Here is a 20,448-nt window from a genome sequence, read left to right on the forward strand (position 1 = left end):
TTCCTTTCACAGGCGGCGGGCGACGACGTGCAGGCGGTCGCCGGACAGGGCTTCGCTCAACCGCGCGTCCGGGGACCACGGTTCGTCGGTGCGGGGACCGGGGCCGTCGAACAGGGCGAGCACCTCGAACCCGGCGAGGTCGAGCAGGTGGCGCAGCTCCAGCGGGAACAGCAGCCGCCACGCCGAGCGCTGCACCAGCGGCGGCGCGCCCGGCCAGGTCCACTCGCGGCGGCGGCGCAGCAGTTGGGCGGCGTGGTCGATCCACAGTCGCGTGCGGGAGGTGTAGGGCACGCCTTCCCACTCGACGGTCCGGGTGCGCACGCCGTCGAGCAGTTCGGTGTTGCCCAGGAAGAACGCGCCGTTGCGCATCTCGGCGACCAGCAGGCCGCCGGGGACCAGGTGGTCGTGGCAGCGCTGGAGGAACGCGGTCAGGTCGGCGTTGGTGTGGCAGTACAGGAACGCGCTGTCCAGGCACGTGATGACGTCGAAGACCCGGTCCAGCGCGAAGGTCCGCATGTCGCCGAGCACGAATTCGGCCGAGTGGTGCTCCCGGGCGTGAGCCACCATCCGCTCGGAGCTGTCCAGCCCGACGACGTGGTAACCGTTGCGAGCCAACCAGCCCGCGTCCCGGCCGGTGCCGCTGCCGATGTCCAGCAGGGTGTTTCCGCCGCCGAAGCGGGTCACGACGTCGTGGACCCAGCGGGCGGCGACGTGGTCGGGGTCGGGGAACTGGTGCTCGTAGAGCGCCGGGTTGTCGGTCAGGAAGTTCTCGCCCACGCTCATCGGGCCGCCTCTCGGGTCGGGGTCAGGACGCCGCGGCGGTGCAGCCACACCACGGCCGCCGCGCAGCCCAGCCCCACGGCGACGCACCCCAGCGACGCCGCCGCGCCGGACACGCCGAACACCCAGCCGATGGCGGCGTTGCCCGCCGTCGCCGCGATGCCCGACACCAGGTAGAACACGCCGAAGTAGGTGCCCGACAGCCCGGCGCGGCCGAACGCGGGGATCAGCTCGTAGACGAACGGGTGCGCGATCATCACGCCCAGGGCCAGGAAGAACGCGGCGACCAACGGCCCGGCGAGCCCGCCCGCCCAGACGTGGCCCAGCGCGGTCGCGCTGAACCCGACGCCCATCACGGCCAGCCCGACCGCGATGGCCCGCCCGCGCGGCACCCGCTCGAACCACCGCGTGACCCGCACTTGCAGGAGCAGGGTCGCCACGGTCGAGACCAGGAACACCGCCGCGACCGCCCGCGCCGACCCGGTCAGCCGTTCGACCTCCAGCGGCAGCACCAGGTAGAGCTGGTTCTGGAGCACGAACATGCCGGTCAACGCCACGGTGAAGGCCAGGAACCGCTTGTCCGCCAGGCTCTCCCGCCAGTCGTCCAGGACGGTGCCGCCCTGCGGGGACGCCTCTCGCGCGGGCAGGACGAGCGCTTGCGCCACCGTCAGCACGGCGAAGATCCCGGCCGCGACCAGCGCCGACACCCGGAAGTCCCACAGCAGCAACACGCTGCCCAGCAGCGGCCCGGCCAGCGCGCCGGCCTGCGCGTAGACGTTGAACAACGCGAACGCGCCGACCCGGTCGTCGGACTCCTCGGCGATGTACGCGCGCACGGCCGGGTTGAACAGCGCCCCCGCGAGTCCACTGAGGACGGACGCGGCGAGCAGCACGGTCATCGTCTCGCCCACCGCGAACAAGCCGAACCCCACGGTCCGCAGGGCGCAACCCGCGATGATGACCCGGCGTGGCCCGAGCCGGTCGGACGCCGAACCGCCCAGCAGGAACAGGCCTTGCTGGCTGAACGTCCGCACGCCCAGCACGACACCGATCGCCGCCGCGGACAGGCCCACGTCGCCCAGGTGCGTGGCGAGGTAGGGGATGAGCAGGTAGAACCCGGTGTTGACGCCGAACTGGTTGACCAGCAGGAGCCGCACCGGCAGCGGGAACCGCCTCATCGCGGGACCGGGCCGGGATCGGGTCGGGGCACCGCGGTGGTGTCGGGGCGGGGTGTCACGCCGAGACCGGGCGCGCCGGTGAGTCGCAGGGTTCCGTCTTCCCCGCCGATCCCGCGCCACGGGTCGCGGGCGAGCAGCAGGTGGCCGTCCAAGTCCACCCAGCGGGCGTGCCCGGTGAGGTGGACCGCGGGGGCGATGCCCAGCGAGCTGGCGACCAGGCAGCCCAGCATGACGTCGAGACCCGCGGCGCGGGCGGTGTCGATGATCTCGCGGGCCCGGGCGATCCCGCCGCACTTGGCGAGCTTGACGTTCACACCGTCCACCAGGCCCGCCAACGCCTTCACGTCGGCGGCGGTGGCGGCGTCCTCGTCGGCGACCAACGGGACCGGGCAGCGTTGCCTGAGCCAGGCCAGCTCGTCCAGGCGGCCCGCGGGGAGGGGTTGTTCGAGCGCGTCGACGGCGGGGAGGTCGTCGAGGACGCGCACCGCCCGTTCGGCCGTCCAGCCGCCGTTGGGGTCGAGGATCAGCCGCGCGTCGGGTGCCGCTCGGCGGACCGCCTGGACGGTGGCCACGTCGTGCTCGCCGCCGACCTTGACCTTGAGCACGGAGAACCCGCGCGCGGTCAGCTCGGCGGCCTGGGCGGCGCAGTCGCGGGGATCGCCGATGCCGATGGTGAAGGCGGTCGGCACGTCCGTCCACTGCGGATCGGCGACGAGCGCGTGCAGGGGTGCGCCGGCGCGCACGGCCAGCAGGTCGTGCACCGCCGCGTCGAGGGCGGCGAGCACACCGGGCGGCAGCGGCGGGAGCCGGGTCAGCAGTTCTTCGGGGGACGAACCGGCGACGGCGGGCGCGACCCCGGTCAGCAGCTCCACGATCCGGGGCACGTCAAGCTGGTAGAAGACGCTGGTCACGACCTCGCCGTGGCCGCGCACCCCGTCGTGCTCCAGCACCACGCGCACGGCGTCGCGCCGGGTCATCACCGACCGCGAGATGCGCAGCGGCGAGGCCAGGTCCAGGCCGTAGACGTGCCAGGAGAGCTTCACACCGGCACCTCCACCGCGTGCGTGCCCGAAGAGTCCGGCGCGGCCACGTTCGAGCACCGCGCCCAGCTGGTCACCTCGATCTCGCCGGAGTGCCCGATCTCCACCGGGCGGTCGGCGGGCACGCCCAGCAGGCCGCGCGACTGGCAGAAGTCGTCGTCGAAGATCGTCCCCAGGTAGCGGTGCGGACCGTCGGGGAAGATCGTCACCACCCGCGCCGAAGGCTCCAGCCGCGCCACCCACGCCGACACCAGCGCCACCGCGCCGGTGCTCCACCCGCCGGTGACGAACCCGTCGCGGGCCAGCCGCCGGCACGCGTCCACCACCTCGACCGGGCCGAGCCAGTGCACCTCGTCGAACTCGTGGTAGGCCACGTTGCGCGGGTGGATGCTGCTGCCCAGGCCGCGCATCACGCGTTGCCGCGCGGGCTGGCCGAAGATGGTCGAGCCGACGGTGTCCACGCCCACCAGCCGCAGCAGCGGCCAGTACCGGCGCAGCGCCGCGACGACGCCCGCGCTGTGCCCGCCGGTGCCGACGCTGCACACCAGCACGTCCGCGCGGTCGAGCTGCCGGACCAGTTCCCGGGCCAGGCCCGCGTACCCCGCCGGGTTGTCGGGGTTGTTGTACTGGTCGGGCCAGTACGCGCCGGGCAGGCCGCGCAGCACGGCCCGCAGCCGGTCCAGCCGCGCCTGCTGCCAGCCGCCGGTCGGGTGCGGCCGGTCCACGATCTCCAGCCGGGCCCCGTGCGCGCGCAGCAGCGCCCGCATGGACGGCTCCAGCTCGTGGTCCACCACCAGCACCACGGGGTGGCCCAGCGCCTGGCCCGCGAAGGCCAGGCCCAGGCCGAGCGTGCCGCTGGTCGACTCCACGACGACCGCGCCCGGCCGCAGGTCACCGCGTTGCTTGGCGGCCAGCAGCATGGCGACCGCCGAACGGGCCTTCATGCCGCCCGCGCCGAGGTGTTCGAGCTTGGCCCAGAACCCGCCGTGCCGGTGGGGCAGCGGGGTGTCGATGCGGGCCACCGGCGTGTTGCCGAGCAGGTCCAGCAGGCTGGCGCGCATGGGTCACGGTTCCCGGTAGTGGAACAGGGTGGTCGGGCCGCCGTGCAGCCAGAAGAACGGGTACGGCTCCGCCGACACCGCCCGCAGCCCCGCGCCCAGGAACCACGGCGCGACGGCGCTCGCGGTCTGGGCGAACAGGGTGACCGGGCGTCCGGTGGCGAGCAGGGGTTCGAACGTGCCGTTGCCCAGCGTCATGCCCGAGGCCAGCACCAGGTCGAAGTCCGTGCCGTCGGCGTCGGCGAGGATCGGCTCGTCCCACTCCGTCCGGCCGCCCTTGAGGTCGCACGGCACGTACGGGACGCCTCGCGCGCGGAGGTGGTGCAGCAGGGAGTTCACCACGCCGACGACCAGGACCCGTTGTCCCGGCCGCGGGTCGAGCAGGTCGATGACGGCTTCGGCGCGGTCCATCGACTTGGCCAGCGAGTCGCCCCGGGGGATGGTGATGGGCTCGGCCTTCGCCGTCTCGTGCGGGTGGACGTGCATGAGGTACGCGTCGAGGGCGGCCGTGCGGACCGCCGCGTGCGGGTGGTCGAGCAGCTCGGCGACGCCGGCCCCGGCGCAGTCCGCCACGTCGGGCTCGTCGTCCGGCTCGACCGCGCACGACCCGACCGCCTCGCCGACCCGCAGGCTCACCACCGTGTTGCGGTAGGACCGGTCGCGGGTGGCGTGCCGGGCGCTCTGGCGGGTGGTGAACGCGACGCTCACCGCCGTGCCCGCCGGGTCCGGCCCCAGCTCGCCGGCGCGGACCCGGCGCACGAGGTCGGCGAGGGTCACTTGTCGTCCTCGGCGTAGCGGATGCCGAGGCCGGCGACGACCCGCTCGGCGCGGGCGCGGGCGTCGTGCTCGGGCGAGGTGACCATGACGTGCCCGAGGTAGGTGTTGTTGCTGGTGGGCTCGCCCGCGCGGTGCCCGGCGGGCTTGACCGACCAGTCCACGACGTCCGGGTGGTCGGGGGTGTCGATGCCCGCGACCACACCGGCCCGCGGCGGCAGGAGGAAGGAGATGGCCGCGCTGCGCACCCCGGTTTCGCGCGGGCGCAGGTCGGGGCGCTCGCCGACGGCGAGCTGGGCGAACACGGCCGGCAGGTCGATGCCGGTGGTGCGGCGGACCAGCTCGGTGATCTGGTTGCCCGCGGGGCGCGGGTTGACCTCGATGAGCTTGGGGCCGTCGGCGGTCAGCTTGACCTCGGTGTGGGCGACGGACTCGTCCAGGCCGAGCGCTTCGATGGCGGCGAGGGCGGTGTCGACGGCTTGCCGCGTCTGCGCTTCCGGGAGGGCGGCGGGGAACATGTGCCCGCTTTCCACGAACCACGGGTCGCCGGCGATGCTCTTGTCGGTCACGCCGATGACGTGCGTGGCGCCGCCGGTGGTGACGGTCTCCACGCTGACTTCCGGGCCGACCAGCAGCTCTTCCAGGAGGACCGTGGGGATGCGCGGCTGGTTGCGGGCGTTGACCGGGAAGGCTTCGAGCGCGAGGAACGCGTCCCGCAGACCGTTCTCGTCCTGGACCTTGCGGACGTGCATGCCCGCGCACAGGTCCACCGGTTTGACGACGAGCGGGTAGCCGAGGTCGGCGGCGGCCTTGGCGGTGGAGGGCCAGTCGTGGGCGAGGGCCCAGCGCGGGCCGGGGACGTTCGCCGTGGCCTGGCGGGTGAGGTCCTTGCGGTAGGCGCGCTCGACGGCCTCGGCGGCCGGGCCGGGCAGGCCGAGGTGGTTCGCGACCCTGGCGACGGTGGCGAGGTAGTAGTCGCAGGAGGAGATCACGCCGTCGAAGCCGAGCAGCGCGTGCGCCTGGTCCACGAAGGGCAGGAGGTGGTCCAGGTCGTTGGTCTCGGTGGTGAGGACGTTGTCGGCGGTGAGCAGCGGGTGCGGGTGGCTGGGAGCCGAGCGCAGGTAGTGGTGCAGGTCGCGGGTCAGGAAGGTGAAGCGGTGCCCGGACTCGCGGATCGCGCGCGGCAGCAGGCTGCTCATCGCGCCAACCCAGCTCTCGATCATCAGCAAGTGCGCCACGCAGGTCCCTCCGACGGTCCTCGATGGGGTGATCGCCTCAGCGGTGATCGTCGGGAATGGTAACCGTTATCAGTTTCGCTAAGATGCCTCTTTATGGGTGACCTGCGTCACTGGTTTCTTGGACGCGCTTCGCGCTGGGTCTGGGACGCGCTTCGCTCTTGGGCTGGACGCGCTGCGCGCTCTTTGGTTGGACGCGCTGCGCGCTCTTTGGTTTGACGCGCTGGCGCGCTCTCAAGCGTGTCGCGCGGAGCGCTCTCAAGATCAAAAGCGCCTCGCCGGCGGGCAGGCCCCCGGGGGGTGGAAGAGCGTCGCTTCGTCTCCCGCACGACCTGCCGGAGGCAACCACCCTTTGGGGGTCTTGGCAACCGAAAAGCTGGTTGCCAAGACCCCCAAAGCGCGGTTGGGCTGCGCCCAGGCCGTACGGGAGACGAAGCGACGCTCTTCCTCCCCCGGGGGCCTGCCCGCCGGCGAGGCGCTTTTGATCTTGAGAGCGCGCAGCGCGTACGAGTTTGAGAGCGCGTCAGCGCGTTTAAGAGCGCGTCAGCGCGACGAAGCCGGAGAGCGCGCAGCGCGTCCAGAAAGCGAAGCGCTCCGCCAGAGAGGGAAGAAGAGAACAGTGAGAAGGGAGAGAGCGGGAACGGGGGAGTTGAACAAGACCTCGCCCAAGAAGTAGTCGGCCGCAGGGATGGCTAGACACGCGGCGAACGTCCAAACGGGCGCGGTAGGGAGTTTGCCCGGGCGTGCCCACGGTGTTCGGCCGAACGGCTTGGCGACCGACAGCCACACCTGGAACGCCAGCGCCGACGCCATCAGCAGCGACCCCAGCCGCATCAACACCGGTGAACCGCCGGGGTGCAGGTTCGGGCTCAGCACGAAGATCCCGATGTAGAGCTGGCTCAACGACACGAACGTCTTCACCGCCACCCACCAGTGGCGGAAGTACCCCCACGGCGTCAGGCCGGACAGCATCAACCCCGTGAACGCCGACGTCGTGGCCATGAACTGGAGCACGTGCACGTCCAGCAGCAGCGCCACGTCGAACGCCGACATGTGCCCGTTCAACGCGTAACTCACCACCACGAACAGCGCCAAGGCCATGCACATCCAGCCCGTGGACGTGACGACGTGCAGCCACACCAGCAACTTCCGCGTCACAACCGACCTCCTACAAGTAGCCGCACTACGTATAGTACGGCTACTTGTAGGTCACTGGTCGATCGAGTCGATCGAGTCGAGCGTCAGACGCGGCAAGGGCTGCCGCCCGGGCGGCCGGGCAGCGCCTCGACGTTGGCCTTCGCCTCGCCCAGCACCACGTCGGTCAACGCGGTGTCCAGGACCAGCGCTTGCTGCACCACGCTGGTGCCCGTGGTCGTCGTGCTGTTCAGGCGCAGCGACCCGATCACCAACGGGATGGTCAGCGGTGCGCTGCCGACCGTCACCGGGACGCCGTTGATGGACAGGCTCGCGATGTGCGACGAGCCCGCGAAGCGTTCCGTGCCGTCCGGGCCGCAGGTCACGGTCGCGTTCGACTGGATCACGCCCACCTCGATGGTCACCAGCAGGCTGGAGATGCGGGTGTGGTCGATCCGCGCCGACGCTGTCGCGCCGTCACCCGGCATCGGCGGGGTTCCGGTGAGCACGTCCGGGGTCTGGTCGGTCCGGGCGGTCAGGGCGTTGGCGCGGACGTTCAGGATTCCCGCGTTCAGGTTGACGTTGGCGACCTCCTCGAAGTCGTCCGCGCACGGCACGTCCGGCGGGTTGGCGCGGGCGACGACGATTCCGGCCAGGTTGAGCGCGGTGGCCTGGCAGGAGAACACGCCGGTCCGTTCCGAGGTCTTGATCCGCAAGTCCGAAAGCACCGGGCTGGCACCGTTCGGAGCGGCGGTCAGGGTCGCTCGCACCTCGATGTACCGGCCGGTCTGGGCGAACTTCACGCCGTTGGCCACGGCGGTGAACGCCTCGCCCGCCAAGCCCGCCTCGGTGTCGGACGTGCGCGCCTCCACCACGATGGACGTGCCGGCCGGGACGCTGCCCTGCGCCTCGGTGTTCCAGGTGACGGTGCCCCACGTCTGCCCCGCGACGCCGCCGTCCTGCACCACCGACCACGTGCCGACCGGGGCGGTGATCTCGCCCAGGACGGACCCGGTCATGTCGCTGTAGTTGTACGGCCCCGCGCCCGCGCCGAGGTCCACGGTCAGGTCGACCGCGCCGACCGGGAACCCGCCGCCGCCGATCGGCCCGGCGGCCGGGTCGATGCGCATGGCGTTGTTGGTGGTGATGTTGGTGACCCACACCTTGCCGTTGCTGTCCACCGCGACGCCGGTGGGGCCGGTGCCGCCGGGCAGGGTCACGTTGCCGACGTACGTGCCGTCGGTGCGCAGGTGGCCGACCGTGGTCGCGCCGAAGAGCGCGTGCGCGACCCACACGTTGCCGTTCTTGTCGACCGCGACGCCCTGCGCGTTGGTGTTGCCGTGCGGGAAGGCGCCGAGCACGGTGCCGTCCGGCGCGAGCTTGACGACCTGGTTGCCGGCGACCTTGGTGTGCCAGATGTGCCCGGTGTTCGGGTCCAGGCCCAGGCCGTAGTCGCCGTGCGTGGTGTCCAGGCAGGCGCCCGACCCGGTGCCGGGCTCGTAGCGCAGCAGGTTGGTGCCGTACCGGGCCGACCACAGCGTGCCCGCCTGGTCGACCAGGCCGCCGTAGCCGCCGCAGCCCAGGCTGAACGGCGCGCCCAGCGACGAGCCGTCCATGCCGGAGATCTTCTCGTGCTGGGTGTTGGAACCGCCGGTCCACAGGTCGTTGTTGGCGTCCACCGCGACCGTGCGGGTGTTGGTGCCGGCGACCCGGCTGTAGGTGATGATGCACTCGTCGGCCGCCGTGGTGACGCCCCCGTTGTCGTCCGCGCCGCCCGCGTTGGTCCACGGTCGGATGTCGCCCAGGCCGCGCGAAGTGGCGTACAGGCCGTCGCCGTCGCGGTCCGCGCACGTGTTGTACGCGAACGGGCCCTTCAGGTAGTCGCCCGCCGGGTTGGGCGTGCCGTCGGCGTTGGCGCGGGCGCCGCCGAGGATCACGCCCACCCGGGTGACGGAACCCTTGCCGCCGGCCGATTCGTCCCGGTTGGACAGCCAGGTGTTGCCGAGCTTGTCCACCGTCGTGCGGGACGGGTTGCGGCCCCGCCCGTCCGGCGCGGACCGCCACTCGCCGACGATCGCGCCGGTGTCCACGTCGATGCGGACCATCGTGCCGCGCGCGGACGCGGCGACGTTGACGAACGGGAAGAACGCCGTCTCCCGGTCGAGCTGGAGCTGGTCGTCGTTGGGGGAGTCGTGGTTGACGTCCTGGAGCACGCCCTGGTCGAAATCGGCGTCGAGCGTGTAGAGCACGTCCGAGCCGGGGACGGGCGCCGCGGCGGCGGTCCCGGCCGGCAGGGCGACCAGCGCGGCGGGGAGCGCGAGGACGCCCGCCGCCAGCGTCGCCAGTGATCTTCGGGGTCGGTGCATGGGGATCTGCCCTTCTTGGGGAGAAGCAGGTCTCGGGCATTTCCGTCACGTGACACCCGGATGTCGGGCGACTTGGTGAACCCGTTACCGGGGGCGGGTATGGGTGTGGTGCGCCACCGCCGAATTCGGGTCCCGAATTCATCCCGAAGGCGTCCGGGGGGGAGCGCGTGGACCAGCGCGCCGCCTGCGCCGGGTGGCGGCTCCCGGCGTGTCGGGACCCGGACGGCCCAGCGGTTGGGCCGTTCCGGTCGATCCCGGACCGGGTTCACCGGGCGGGGTCCGGCCACCTTTGCGCCATTGAGCCGACACCGGGAATTCGCCCAGTTCACCGGATGGACCACGAGCGGTGCGGCCGGCTTGACAAGCGCGCGCGGCGGAACGGAAGCTCCGCTGGCCCGGAGCGCGCCCGGGGTTCCCCCAAGCCCTCCCAGGAAGGTCCGACCCGTGACGAAATCCCTGCGGCTGGCCGGCGTCGTCGCCACCGCCCTGGCCCTGCTCGGCGCGTGCGGCACCCCGCCGCCCAAGGACGCCGGCGCCACCTCCTCCGCCGCCACCGCCGCGTCCGCCGCGGACCTCGGCGGTGTGGACAAGCTCGTCGAGGCGGCGAAGAAGGAGGGCAAGCTCAACGTCATCGCGCTGCCCCCGGACTGGGCCAACTACGGCGAGATCATCGAGGCGTTCGAGGCGGAGTACGGCATCGAGGTCGATTCCGCGCAGCCCGACGCCTCCAGCCAGGACGAGATCAACGCCGCCAACCAGCTCAAGGGCGGCGACCGCGCGCCGGACGTGTTCGACCTCGGCCTGAACGTCGCCCTGGCCAACAAGAACCTGTTCGCGCCCTACCGCGTGCAGACCTGGGACGACATCCCCGCCGAGCTGAAGGAGCCGAGCGGGCTCTACTACGGCGACTACGGCGGTTTCATGTCCATCGGCTACGACGCCGCCAAGGTGCCCGCGCCGACCACGGTCAAGGACCTGCTCAAGCCCGAGTACCAGGGCAAGGTCGCGCTCAACGGCGACCCGACGCAGGCCGGCGCGGCGTTCTCCGGCGTCGTCATGGCCGCGCTGGGCAACGGCGGCTCGGCCGACGACATCGCGCCCGGCGTCGAGTTCTTCAAGCAGCTCAAGGCCGCCGGCAACTTCCTGCCGGTGGACCCGACGCCCGCGACCATCGAGTCCGGCCAGACCCCGGTCGTCATCGACTGGGACTACACCAACGCCGCGCAGACCGCGAAGCTGGCCGGCAAGGCGGACTGGAAGGTCGTGGTGCCGCGGGGCGCGCAGGTCGGCGCGTACTACAACCAGGCGATCAACAAGGACGCGCCGCACCCGGCCGCCGCACGCCTGTGGCAGGAGTTCCTGTACTCCGACAAGGGCCAGAACCTCTACCTCAAGGGCCTGTCCCGGCCGGTGCGGCTGGACGCGATGGTCAAGTCCGGCAAGGTGGACGCCGCCGCGCACGCCAAGCTGCCCAAGACCGACGGCAAGCAGGTGTTCCTGACCCAGGAGCAGGCCGACAAGGCCAAGAAGACGCTGTCCGAGACGTGGGCGCGGGCGGTGGGCTGACCGTTGGTCGCACCCGTTCCCACGGCCGCCGGGGGTGGCGCGCCCGCCGCTCCCGGCCGGGCCGGGCGGACCTGGCTCGCCTGGCTGGTCGTCGTGCCGTTCCTGGCCTACGTCGGCACGTTCCTGCTCTACCCGACCGCGCTGGTGCTGGCCGGGGCGTTCCAGGACTCCTCCGGCGGGTTCACGCTGGACAACCTGGCCGCACTGACCAAGGGGGTGTACCTCCAGGCGTTCCTGCGCAGCGTCGAGCTGTCCGCGCTGACCGCCCTGCTGGGCGCGGTGTTCGGCGCGTTGCTGTCGTGGGCGGTCGCCTCCGGGAAGCCGGAAGGGTTGCCGCGGCGCGTGGTCGTGGCCGGGGCCGGGGTGCTGGCGCAGTTCGGCGGGGTGCCGCTGGCGTTCGCGTTCCTGGCCACGGTGGGGTTCCAGGGTTTCGTCACCCGGTTCCTGCGCGACTGGTTCGGCGTGGACCTGTTCGCCTCCGGCGCGTGGCTGTTCGAGCTGCCCGGGTTGACGCTGGTCTACACGTTCTTCCAGATCCCGTTGATGGTCATCGTGTTCCTGCCCGCGCTGGACGGCCTGCGTCCACAGTGGAGGGAAGCCGTGGACAGCCTGGGCGGTTCGGCGTGGACGTACTGGCGGCACGTCGGCGGGCCGATCCTGCTGCCGGCGTTCCTGGGCGCGCTGCTGTTGTTGTTCGCCAACGCCTTCTCCGCCTACGCGACGGCCGCCGCGCTGGTGTCGCAGGGCTCGCCGATCGTGCCGTTGCAGATCCGGGGCGCGTTGACCGGTGAGGTCCTGCTCGGTCAGGAGAACCTCGGCAAGGCGCTGGGGTTGGGCATGGTCGTCGTGGTGGCGGTGGCGATGGGCCTGTACGCGGTGCTGCAACGGAGGTTCGCGCGATGGCAGTAGTGGTGCGCCGGTTGGTGCTGCTGGTGCTGGGCGCGTTCTTCCTGGTGCCGCTGCTGGCGATGGCGGAGTTCTCCACGCGGGGCGCGGGCGGGTCGCGCAGCCTCGCGTCGTGGACGGGCATCGCCTCCGACCCCGACCTGGTCGAGGCGATCCTGGCGTCGGTGCAGCTCGCGGTGACCAGTTCGGCGCTGGTGCTGGCGCTGCTGGTGCCGACGATGACGTGGATCCGGTTGCGGCTGCCGGGGTTGCGGCGGCTGGTGGAGTTCCTGTGCCTGCTGCCGATCACGATCCCGGCCATCGTGCTGGTGGTCGGCCTGGCCCCGCTGTACGCGTGGGTGGACTACTTCCTGGGCGACTCGCCGTTGACGCTGACCTTCGCCTACGCGGTGCTGGTGCTGCCGTTCGCGTACCGGGCGATCGACACGGGGCTGTCGGCGATCGACCTGAAGACGCTGGCGGAGGCGGCGCGGTCGCTGGGCGCGTCGTGGGCGACGGTGCTGCTGCGGGTCGTGGTGCCCAACATCCGCACGGCCCTGATCGGCGCGTCGTTGCTGTCGGTCGCGCTGGTGCTGGGGGAGTTCACCATCGCGTCGCTGTTGAACTTCGACACGTTGCAGGTGCGGGTGAACCTGCTCGGCAAGCGGGACGCGGGCGTGTCCATCGCGGTGTCGTTGCTGAGCCTGGTGTTCGCGTTCGTGTTGTTGTTCCTGCTCTCGTTCGTCGGCGGGCGGCGGGGCGGTCCCGTCGCCGAGGAAGGCCAGTGATGTCCCACCTGGAGTTGCACGGGCTGCGCAAGTCGTTCGGCGGGCAGCCGGCGCTGGCGGGGCTGGACCTCAGCCTCGCGGAGGGTGAGCTGGTCAGCCTCCTGGGCCCGAGCGGGTGCGGCAAGACGACCGCGCTGCGCATCGTCGCAGGCTTCGAGACCGCGGACGCCGGGACGGTCGCGGTGGCCGGGCGCGACGTCACGGGCGTGCCCGCGAACAAGCGCGACATGGGCATGGTCTTCCAGTCCTACAGCCTGTTCCCGAACATGACCGCGGCGCGGAACATCGCGTTCGGCCTGCGGCTGCGGCGCACGGCCGACCGGGCGCGCCGGACGGCCGAGCTGCTCGACCTGGTCGGGCTCGGGCACCTGGCGGGCCGGTACCCGCACCAGCTCTCCGGCGGGCAGCAGCAGCGGGTGGCGCTGGCGCGGGCGCTGGCGATCGAGCCGCGGGTGCTGTTGCTGGACGAGCCGCTGTCGGCGCTGGACGCCAAGGTGCGGGTCGCGCTGCGCGAGGAGATCCGCCGGATCCAGACGTCGCTGGGGATGACCACGCTGTTCGTCACGCACGACCAGGAGGAGGCGCTGGCGGTCTCCGACCGGGTGGGCGTGATGTCGCAGGGGCGGCTGGAGCAGCTGGACACGCCCGCGGTGGTGTACCGGCAGCCGGCGTCGGCGTTCGTGGCGCAGTTCGTCGGGGTGACCAACGCGGTGCACGGGGTCGCCGAGCCCGGCGGGGTGCGGCTGGGGGCGTTCCGGGTGGACGCGGAGCACGGGCTCGACGCCGGGGCGGAGGTGAAGGTCATCGTGCGGCCGGAGGACATCGGGATCGCCCAGCACAGCGGGCAGCCCAACGGGGCGCTGGTGGGCAGCGTGCTCACGCAGAGCTTCCTGGGGCCGGTGACGCGGCTGTCCGTGCGGCTGGCCGGCGGCGACGAGGTGGTGCGGGTCGACCAGCCGTCGAGCCGGGCGGGCGACTTCCCGCCGGGGACGTCGGTGGCGCTGGACCTGTCCCGCGTGATGGTGGTCGAGGCCTGAGCACCCCGGGCGTGCGGTGCCGCCCGGCGGTGGGCATGATCCCCGTGCGAACGGGTGACCGCACGACACCGAGGGGGAAAAGACATGGTCCGCGAGCTGCGGCTGGTCGTCACGGCCGACGACTACGACGAGGCGCTGCGCTTCTACCGGGACGTCCTGGGCCTGCCCGAGCGGGCGGCGTTCAGCTCGCCCGGCGGCCGGGTCACGATCCTGGAGGCCGGGCGGGCCACGTTGGAGATCACCGACCCGCCGCACGCCGAGTACATCGACCGGGTCGAGGTCGGGCGGCGGGTGGCCGGGCACGTCCGGGTGGCGTTCGAGGTCGACGACTCCGCGGCCACCACGCGCGAGCTGGAGCGGGCGGGGGCGACGGTCGTGGCCGAGCCGACCCGCACGCCGTGGAACTCGCTGAACGCCCGGCTGGAAGCGCCGGCCGGGCTCCAGCTCACGCTGTTCACCGAGCTGGGCGAGCCCGTCGAGTGACGCGAGAAAGGGGCCTGTCCGGAAACCGGACAGGCCCCTTCACGTCCGTCGAGGACTACCGCGGGAACAGCTCCCGGTAGTGGCCCTGCGTCTGGACGTTCAGCTCACCCACGCGGATCAGCTTCGCCGTCGCGGTCCGCGGGTCGCGGATGTCCAGGACGTCGAAACCCTTCGCCATGTCGGAGGAGTAGATGTAGCCGTTGTAGTAGTACGTCGACCACGCGCCACCGCCCTTGCCGTCGGGCAGCGGGCCGCGCTCGAACCAGGCGATCTCCTTGGGGTTGCGGGAGTCGGTGAAGTCCCACACGGAGATGCCGCCCTGGTACCACGCCTGCACCATGATGTCGCGGCCCTGGACGGGGATCAGCGAACCGTTGTGCGCGACGCAGTTCTCGGTGTCGGCCTGGGTCCGGGAGATCTTGTAGTACGACCGGAACTCCAGCTTGCGGGCGTCGCCCTGGCCGGTGATGTCGTAGATGCCGTCCGCACCGCGCAGCGGGCCGATCTTCGGGTTGCAGGTGGCCGCGCCGCCGCCGCCCAGCTCGTCGGTGAAGACGACCTTGGTGCCGGCGTTGTTGAACGTGGCCGAGTGCCAGAACGCGAAGTTCACGTTGTCCTGCACGCGGTTGATCTCGCGGGGCTTCTCGCGGTCGGAGATGTCCCACAGCACGCCGTCACCCATGCACGCGCCCGCGGCGAGGTCCTTGGACGGGTACACGGTGATGTCGTGGCAACCGGACGTGGCGCGCACGTAGCCGGTCTCCACGGTGCCGTCACGGCCCGGGTTGCCGCCGTCGGGGAACAGCACGGTCTCGGACAGCACGTGCGCCGAGGTCGGGTTCTTCAGCGGGACCTTGACGATCGAGATCAGGTCGTGCGGCGTCTTGCAGTCCGGGAACGTGTCGTTCGGCCCGTACGACGAGACGTAGACGTAGACGTCCGTGCCCTTCTTGTCCGGCACGAGCGTGTGGGTGTGGGAACCGCACTTCGTCTCCACCGACTTGATGTAGCGCGGGTTGCGCTTGTCGGAGATGTCGAAGATCTTGATGCCCTCCCACGCGGCCTTGTTCGTGGCCGACAGCGGGGTGCTGGAGCACGAGTCGTCGGAGCGCGACGAGTCGGTGGACAGGAACAGCAGGTTCCCCTTCACCGAGATGTCGTTCTGCGAGCCCGGGCACAGCACCGTCGCGGCGATCTTCGGCTTGTGCGGGTTGCGGATGTCGTAGACGACGAACCCGTCGTAGTTGCCGTCGAACGCGTAGCCGTCCTGGAAGGCCAGGTCCGACCACGTGGACGCCTCGGTGAACGGAGCCGGCTTCGGCAGGTTCGCGAGGTGCTTGATGTTGCGGGTGTGGCGGATCTCGTCGACACCGGGGATGCCGGTGTCGGCCTGGGCGGGCTCGGACAGCTGGGCCTCCGACAGCCCGGCCACGTCCGCGTCCACCTCGGGCTCCGCAAGGGCTTGCGGACCGAGCAACAGCGACGAGGCGGCGAGTGCCAGCGCCCCCAGGGCCGCGCCGGCTCTGCGGCGGCGGGCCGAATCGCGTGCGTTCACTTCAGGTCTCCCCTTCCAAACCTGTAGCAGGGACCGCAGTATTACCTTTTGCATGGCTAACCACCAGACCCATTCGTCGGTAAGGAGCAGACTTCCGGCAGGTGGAACGTGCGGGTAACTTGTCGGGGCGAGTCGAGGGGGTCGTGGCAGATGCGGATCTTGTTCGTGGCGGCGCTGGTCGCCTTCCTGGCGGCGTGCACGGCGAAGACGGACGACGCGCCGCCGGTGATCGTCCCGAAGGGACCGGGCGAGCAGGCGCAGACGCTCGCGCCCGAGGACGTCGGCACCGACCGGTGGACGGCGCCCAACGAGGCGGACCTGACCTACGTGGTGAGCATGATCGGGCACCACCGGCAGGCGCTGGAGATGTCGGCGCTCGCGCCCGAGCGCGCGCAGAACGAGACGGTGAAGGCACTGGCCTCGCGCATCCACGACACCCAGGGCCCGGAGATCGGGGCCATGGAGCAGTGGCAGCGCCAGTACGGCGAGAAGGCCCCCGCGCACGGCCACTCCGGCAAGATGCCCGACGTGGACCACGCGTCCATGCCCGGCATGGCCACCGGCGAGCAGTTGGACGCCTTGAAGAACGCCCGCGGCGCGGACTTCGACCGGCTGTTCCTGCAACTGATGATCGCCCACCACGAGGGCGCGCTGAAGATGGCCCTGGACCTGCTGAAGGCGGGCGTGGACCCGCGGGTGCAGGAGATGGCCAACGACGTGCTGGTGTCCCAGCAGGACGAGATCGACACGATGCGGTCGATCAAGATCGGCTGAGGCGGAGTTCGCCTTACCGGGTGAGGACGAGGTCCTCGCTGGGCTGGAAGGTCTCCACGGCGTTGCCCGTCACGTGGCGGGCGATGCCGGCGTTGCGCCGGTGCGCCTCCTTGAAGGAGGCCGAGGCGACCCACGCCTTGAAGTCCTCCTCGGTGTCGAACTCGTTCACCGAGACGTAGGGCTGGTCGGGGCGGGTGGGGCGCAGCAGCGTGCTGCGGCGCAGGCCCGGGACGCCCGGCAGGAACGTGCGCATGTTCTCCCGGAAGTGGGCCTCGAACTCCTCCGCGCGCTCGGCGGGCACGAACAGGCGGTTGGTCGCGACGAACATCCGGCACCTCCAGGTTCCCGACGCTACGTAGGCAACTATTCCAACGCGGCGTCGGGAAAACAAGGGGGTAGGCTTCGGCGCGTGCCCAGGATCAGCGCCGAGACCCTCGCGGAGCACCGCGCGAACCGGCTGCGCTCCCTGCTGGCCGCCGGCCGCGAGATCGTCGCCGAGGAGGGGCCGGACGCCCTCACGCTGGCCGCGCTGGCCCGTCGGGTGGGCCTGTCGCGGCCGTCGCTGTACGAGTACTTCAAGTCGCGGGAAGAGCTGGTCGCGGCGATCGTGACCGACGAGCTGCCCGACCAGGCGCGCCGCCTGGCGGCGGCGGTGAACGCGGTCTCGGGCGTGCCGGCGAAGGTCGAGGCCTACCTGCGGACCGTGCTGGAGATCATCGTGGACGGCAGCCACGGCGCCGTCGTGGCGCTGTCGGCGCACGCGTTGCCGGAGGAGTCGCGGCGGCGGATCCGGGCCGAGCACGAGAAGCTGCTGGCCCCGTTGGCGGGCGTGTTGCTGGAGGCGCGGGTGCCCCAGCCGGGGTTGCGGGCGCTGCTGATCCACGGGTCGGTGGAGGCGGCGGCGCGGACGTTGCGGCCCGGGGACGTGTCGCAGAGCGAGGCCGTGGTGAGCGCGTTGCTCGACCAGACCCTGCACGGCCTGGGCACCGCCTAGCCGCCGGGGCACCTCGTGTCGCCGCCGCTGTGCTCCTGGCAGCCGCCGGGGCCGTAGACGACGGTGGGCTGGTTGCGGACCGCGTCACGCACCCCTTCGATGACCATGGCCCCGGCGGTGAACAGCAGGACGCTGCCCAGCACGATCGCCGCCATCCACCGCTTGAGCAGCACCGCCGCCACCAGGCCCAGCAGCGGCACCCCGATCGCGGCGCGTCCGGCCCACGTCGACAGGTGCTCGCGCCGGGCCAGCTGGGCGTCGGTCGGCGCACCACCCAGGAACGGGACCGACAACGCCGCCTGGAACGCCAACAGCGGGACGGTCAGCACCCACAGCAGCCCCAGTCCCAGCCACAGCGCCCAGACCCAGTCGTGGCGCTCCTCCGGTAAGTCGGTCACGGGTTCCATGGTGCGTGACGGGCGTGGGGAACCGGCAACGGTTGGGCAACAGGTCACTCACCGAGCAGGTGCGTGCCCTTCGCGGACTCGTCGGTCGCCGTGAACAGGCCGCGGGTCTGGGTGATGAACTCCGGCAGCTCCAGCAGGCCGTCGTCGTCCAGGTCGAGCGAGGCGAAGGCGATCGACGCCACCTGCGGGTCGGTGATCCCCGCGCCCCGGTAGAGCCGGGCGAACTCCCGCTCGTCCAGCCGGCCGTCCTCGTCGCGGTCGGCGATGGCGAAGGCCTGCGCGGCGGCGGCTTCCCACTTGCGCAGCAGTTCGCCGGTGGTCAGGCGGCCGGCGTCGTGGGCCTCGCGGAACTCCTCCTCGGTGACCTCGCCGTCGGCGTCGCCGTCCGCGCCGCGGATGTAGTCCCAGATGTCGCGGTAGGCCCGCATCAGGGCCGTGACCTCGGGCGAGTCCAGGTCCAGGCGGAACTCCGCGCCGATGCCGCGGGCCTTGACGTCGAAGTCCCGCCAGGAGACGCGGCTGTCGTCGTCGGTGTCGAACGCCGTGAAAACGCGGAAGATGTTGTCCAGCCGCACCTGTTCCGACATTGCCCGTCCTCCCTGTGGTGGTCCGCGGGCGAGAGTACGAGCGGCGTGGTCGGCGGGACGTCCCGCGCCGCCTTGTTCACTTGATCCGGTGGACCCGGGTATCAACCGATCGGTTGATGCCGGGTCTGGCCCGCTGAGCGATTCACCCGAACGGGTGGACCGCGAGGCTGGACGCATGGCAGTGATCGAGGTTGTCGACCTGGTCAAGAGGTACGGGTCGAAGGTTGCCGTCGACGGGGTGTCGTTCTCCGTGGACGAGGGGGAGATCTTCGGGATCCTCGGGCCCAACGGGGCCGGCAAGACCACCACCGTCGAGTGCGTGGAAGGGCTGCGCGCGCCCGACTCGGGGTCGGTGCGGGTGTTCGGGTTCGACCCGCGCGCGGACCGGGACGAGGTCCGGCGGGTGCTGGGCGCGCAGCTCCAGGAGAGCGAGCTGCCCGAGCGCATCCGGGTGGGGGAGGTGATGGAGCTGTTCGCCTCCTTCTACCCCCAGCCGGCCGACTGGCGCGAGCTGCTGGAGCTGCTGGGCATCCCGGACCGGGCCAAGACCGAGTACCGGGCGTTGTCCGGCGGGCAGAAGCAGCGGGTGTCCATCGCGTTGGCGCTGGTCGGCAGGCCGAGGGTGGCCGTGCTGGACGAGCTGACCACCGGACTGGACCCGCAGGCCCGCCGCGACACGTGGGACCTGGTCGAGGGCGTGCGGGACGCCGGCGTGACGGTCGTGCTGGTCACCCACTTCATGGAGGAGGCCGAGCGGCTGTGCGACCGGCTCGCGCTCATCGACGCCGGGAAGGTCGTCGCCGTGGACAGCCCGGCGGGGCTCGTGGCGCGGCTGGGCGGTGAGCAGACCGTCCGGTTCCGGCCGACGTCCGCTTTGGACACCGCGCTGCTGTCCGCCCTGCCCGAGGTGACCGCGGTGTCCCAGCACGGCCCGCAGGTCGTCGTGACCGGCACCGGGAACCTGCTGCACGCCGTCACCTCCGTCCTCGCCCGCAACCACGTCGTGGCCGCCGACCTGCGCATCGAGCAGGCCGGCCTGGACGACGCCTTCATCCGACTCACCGGCCGGGAGCTCACGTGACCAAGATCATCGCCATCGAGTGGAAGCTGTTCCTGCGGGAGCCGGCCGCGGCGGTGTTCGGCATCCTGTTCCCCACCGTGCTGATCCTCGTGCTGGGCGCGGTCCCCGCCCTGCGCACACCCGACCCGGCGTTCGGCAACCAGCGGTTCGTGGACGCCTACGTGTCCACGCTGGTCGTGATCGCGCTGGCGTTCCTGTGCCTGAACAAGCTGCCGAGCACGGTCGCGACCTACCGCGAGAAGGGCGTGCTGCGCCGGTACTCGACCACGCCGGTGCACCCGGGCAAGCTGCTGGCCGCCCAACTGGTCGTGAACACGATCGCGGCGGCGATCTCCGTCGTGCTGGTCATGGTGGTGTGCCGGCTCGTGTTCGCCATCGACCTGCCGCACCACCCGCTGGGCTTCTTCGCCGCGTGCCTGCTGGGCACCACCGCGCTGTCCGCGGTGGGTCTGCTGATCGCCGCCTGGGCGCCCACCGCCCGCGCCGCCAACGGGTGGGCCACCGCGGTGTTCATGCTGGTGATGTTCTTCGGCGGCGCGTACCTGCCCCGGTTCCTGCTGCCGGACGTGCTGGTGCGCATCGGCGAGCACCTGCCGCCGGGCGTGGGCGCGTTGCAGGACGCGTGGCTGGGCACCGCGCCGAGCCTGGTGCACCTGGGGATCCTGGCCCTGACGACGGTCGTGGCGGGTACCGTCGCGGCCAGGTCGTTCCGCTGGGAGTAGGTGG

The 20,448-nt window shown here is 71.7% G+C and carries 21 protein-coding genes; 9 read left to right on the top strand and 12 right to left on the bottom strand.

Going from position 1 to position 20,448, the window contains the following annotated elements:
- Window positions 1-6: 6 nt before the first annotated feature.
- The 8 genes from ABD126_RS01930 to ABD126_RS01965 all read right to left on the bottom strand — a co-directional run bounded on the left by ABD126_RS01930 (window position 7) and on the right by ABD126_RS01965 (window position 9,565).
- Window positions 7-783, bottom strand: coding sequence for a class I SAM-dependent methyltransferase (locus ABD126_RS01930; RefSeq protein WP_343931804.1), 777 nt, complete (start codon window positions 781-783; stop codon window positions 7-9).
- On the bottom strand, window positions 780-1,958 hold the full coding sequence (locus ABD126_RS01935; RefSeq protein ID WP_343931805.1) for an MFS transporter: 1,179 nt from the start codon (window positions 1,956-1,958) through the stop codon (window positions 780-782). The genes ABD126_RS01930 and ABD126_RS01935 overlap by 4 nt, the downstream gene beginning before the upstream one ends.
- Entirely contained in the window at window positions 1,955-3,001 is a 1,047-nt protein-coding gene (locus ABD126_RS01940; protein ID WP_343931806.1) for a dipeptide epimerase, read from the bottom strand. Before ABD126_RS01940 ends, ABD126_RS01935 begins: the two co-directional genes overlap by 4 nt.
- Window positions 2,998-4,059, bottom strand: a complete 1,062-nt coding sequence (locus ABD126_RS01945) for a PLP-dependent cysteine synthase family protein (protein ID WP_343931807.1) — start codon at window positions 4,057-4,059, stop codon at window positions 2,998-3,000. Before ABD126_RS01945 ends, ABD126_RS01940 begins: the two co-directional genes overlap by 4 nt.
- A gap of 3 nt (window positions 4,060-4,062) precedes the next feature.
- Complete coding sequence (locus tag ABD126_RS01950) at window positions 4,063-4,833, bottom strand: Rossmann-like domain-containing protein (RefSeq protein ID WP_343931808.1); 771 nt, start codon at window positions 4,831-4,833, stop codon at window positions 4,063-4,065.
- On the bottom strand, window positions 4,830-6,068 hold the full coding sequence (locus ABD126_RS01955) for an ATP-grasp domain-containing protein (protein WP_343931809.1): 1,239 nt from the start codon (window positions 6,066-6,068) through the stop codon (window positions 4,830-4,832). Before ABD126_RS01955 ends, ABD126_RS01950 begins: the two co-directional genes overlap by 4 nt.
- Before the next feature lie 540 nt (window positions 6,069-6,608).
- Window positions 6,609-7,223: a hypothetical protein gene (locus ABD126_RS01960; RefSeq protein WP_343931810.1), complete on the bottom strand. Its 615-nt coding sequence runs from the start codon at window positions 7,221-7,223 to the stop codon at window positions 6,609-6,611.
- A gap of 83 nt (window positions 7,224-7,306) precedes the next feature.
- The gene (locus tag ABD126_RS01965; protein ID WP_343931811.1) at window positions 7,307-9,565 is read right to left on the bottom strand and encodes a hypothetical protein; all 2,259 of its coding nucleotides are present in this window, start codon (window positions 9,563-9,565) and stop codon (window positions 7,307-7,309) included.
- A gap of 444 nt (window positions 9,566-10,009) precedes the next feature.
- Between ABD126_RS01965 and ABD126_RS01970 the strand changes: the two genes are divergently transcribed.
- From ABD126_RS01970 to ABD126_RS01990, 5 genes are all read left to right on the top strand, one after another.
- Window positions 10,010-11,131: an ABC transporter substrate-binding protein gene (locus tag ABD126_RS01970; protein WP_343931812.1), complete on the top strand. Its 1,122-nt coding sequence runs from the start codon at window positions 10,010-10,012 to the stop codon at window positions 11,129-11,131.
- Between the two features lie 3 nt (window positions 11,132-11,134).
- Window positions 11,135-12,040: an ABC transporter permease gene (locus ABD126_RS01975; protein WP_343931813.1), complete on the top strand. Its 906-nt coding sequence runs from the start codon at window positions 11,135-11,137 to the stop codon at window positions 12,038-12,040.
- Window positions 12,031-12,804: an ABC transporter permease gene (locus ABD126_RS01980; RefSeq protein WP_343931814.1), complete on the top strand. Its 774-nt coding sequence runs from the start codon at window positions 12,031-12,033 to the stop codon at window positions 12,802-12,804. Before ABD126_RS01975 ends, ABD126_RS01980 begins: the two co-directional genes overlap by 10 nt.
- Window positions 12,804-13,841: an ABC transporter ATP-binding protein gene (locus tag ABD126_RS01985; RefSeq protein ID WP_343931815.1), complete on the top strand. Its 1,038-nt coding sequence runs from the start codon at window positions 12,804-12,806 to the stop codon at window positions 13,839-13,841. Before ABD126_RS01980 ends, ABD126_RS01985 begins: the two co-directional genes overlap by 1 nt.
- Window positions 13,842-13,925: 84 nt before the next feature.
- Window positions 13,926-14,324, top strand: coding sequence for a VOC family protein (locus ABD126_RS01990; protein ID WP_343931816.1), 399 nt, complete (start codon window positions 13,926-13,928; stop codon window positions 14,322-14,324).
- Between the two features lie 55 nt (window positions 14,325-14,379).
- Here the strand turns inward: ABD126_RS01990 and ABD126_RS01995 are convergent, their stop codons facing one another.
- Window positions 14,380-15,879 carry an LVIVD repeat-containing protein gene (locus ABD126_RS01995; RefSeq protein WP_343931817.1) on the bottom strand — a complete coding sequence of 500 codons (1,500 nt, stop codon included), beginning with the start codon at window positions 15,877-15,879 and terminating at the stop codon, window positions 14,380-14,382.
- A 150-nt stretch (window positions 15,880-16,029) separates the two neighbouring features.
- Between ABD126_RS01995 and ABD126_RS02000 the strand changes: the two genes are divergently transcribed.
- A complete protein-coding gene (locus tag ABD126_RS02000) occupies window positions 16,030-16,653 on the top strand; it encodes a DUF305 domain-containing protein (protein ID WP_343931818.1) in 624 nt (207 codons plus the stop codon).
- Window positions 16,654-16,666: 13 nt separating this feature from the next.
- Here ABD126_RS02000 and ABD126_RS02005 read toward each other — a convergent pair whose 3' ends face one another.
- Entirely contained in the window at window positions 16,667-16,981 is a 315-nt protein-coding gene (locus ABD126_RS02005; protein ID WP_343931819.1) for an antibiotic biosynthesis monooxygenase family protein, read from the bottom strand.
- Between the two features lie 81 nt (window positions 16,982-17,062).
- Here ABD126_RS02005 and ABD126_RS02010 point away from each other — a divergent pair, with 81 nt between their 5' ends.
- Entirely contained in the window at window positions 17,063-17,647 is a 585-nt protein-coding gene (locus ABD126_RS02010; protein WP_343931820.1) for a TetR/AcrR family transcriptional regulator, read from the top strand.
- Here ABD126_RS02010 and ABD126_RS02015 read toward each other — a convergent pair.
- Both ABD126_RS02015 and ABD126_RS02020 read right to left on the bottom strand, forming a co-directional pair.
- Window positions 17,644-18,045: a hypothetical protein gene (locus ABD126_RS02015; RefSeq protein WP_343931821.1), complete on the bottom strand. Its 402-nt coding sequence runs from the start codon at window positions 18,043-18,045 to the stop codon at window positions 17,644-17,646. The genes ABD126_RS02010 and ABD126_RS02015 overlap by 4 nt on opposite strands.
- Before the next feature lie 53 nt (window positions 18,046-18,098).
- Window positions 18,099-18,641: an EF-hand domain-containing protein gene (locus ABD126_RS02020; protein ID WP_343931822.1), complete on the bottom strand. Its 543-nt coding sequence runs from the start codon at window positions 18,639-18,641 to the stop codon at window positions 18,099-18,101.
- 175 nt (window positions 18,642-18,816) lie between these two features.
- On the opposite strand from ABD126_RS02020, the gene ABD126_RS02025 reads away from it, so the two are divergent.
- Together ABD126_RS02025 and ABD126_RS02030 are read left to right on the top strand one after the other, a co-directional pair.
- Entirely contained in the window at window positions 18,817-19,722 is a 906-nt protein-coding gene (locus ABD126_RS02025) for an ABC transporter ATP-binding protein (RefSeq protein WP_343931823.1), read from the top strand.
- Window positions 19,719-20,444: an ABC transporter permease gene (locus ABD126_RS02030; protein ID WP_343931824.1), complete on the top strand. Its 726-nt coding sequence runs from the start codon at window positions 19,719-19,721 to the stop codon at window positions 20,442-20,444. Before ABD126_RS02025 ends, ABD126_RS02030 begins: the two co-directional genes overlap by 4 nt.
- The last annotated feature ends 4 nt before the right edge of the window (window positions 20,445-20,448 follow it).

This window comes from Saccharothrix mutabilis subsp. mutabilis, from assembly GCF_039521145.1.
Lineage (GTDB): Bacteria > Actinomycetota > Actinomycetes > Mycobacteriales > Pseudonocardiaceae > Actinosynnema > Actinosynnema mutabilis.

Coding starts and splice junctions, on each gene's coding strand:
- ABD126_RS01930 (WP_343931804.1), bottom strand. CDS start 783: ATGAGCGTGGGCGAGAACTTCCTGACCGACAACCCGGCGCTCTACGAG.
- ABD126_RS01935 (WP_343931805.1), bottom strand. CDS start 1,958: ATGAGGCGGTTCCCGCTGCCGGTGCGGCTCCTGCTGGTCAACCAGTTC.
- ABD126_RS01945 (WP_343931807.1), bottom strand. CDS start 4,059: ATGCGCGCCAGCCTGCTGGACCTGCTCGGCAACACGCCGGTGGCCCGC.
- ABD126_RS01965 (WP_343931811.1), bottom strand. CDS start 9,565: ATGCACCGACCCCGAAGATCACTGGCGACGCTGGCGGCGGGCGTCCTC.
- ABD126_RS01980 (WP_343931814.1), top strand. CDS start 12,031: ATGGCAGTAGTGGTGCGCCGGTTGGTGCTGCTGGTGCTGGGCGCGTTC.
- ABD126_RS01985 (WP_343931815.1), top strand. CDS start 12,804: ATGTCCCACCTGGAGTTGCACGGGCTGCGCAAGTCGTTCGGCGGGCAG.
- ABD126_RS01990 (WP_343931816.1), top strand. CDS start 13,926: ATGGTCCGCGAGCTGCGGCTGGTCGTCACGGCCGACGACTACGACGAG.
- ABD126_RS02000 (WP_343931818.1), top strand. CDS start 16,030: ATGCGGATCTTGTTCGTGGCGGCGCTGGTCGCCTTCCTGGCGGCGTGC.
- ABD126_RS02005 (WP_343931819.1), bottom strand. CDS start 16,981: ATGTTCGTCGCGACCAACCGCCTGTTCGTGCCCGCCGAGCGCGCGGAG.
- ABD126_RS02020 (WP_343931822.1), bottom strand. CDS start 18,641: ATGTCGGAACAGGTGCGGCTGGACAACATCTTCCGCGTTTTCACGGCG.
- ABD126_RS02025 (WP_343931823.1), top strand. CDS start 18,817: ATGGCAGTGATCGAGGTTGTCGACCTGGTCAAGAGGTACGGGTCGAAG.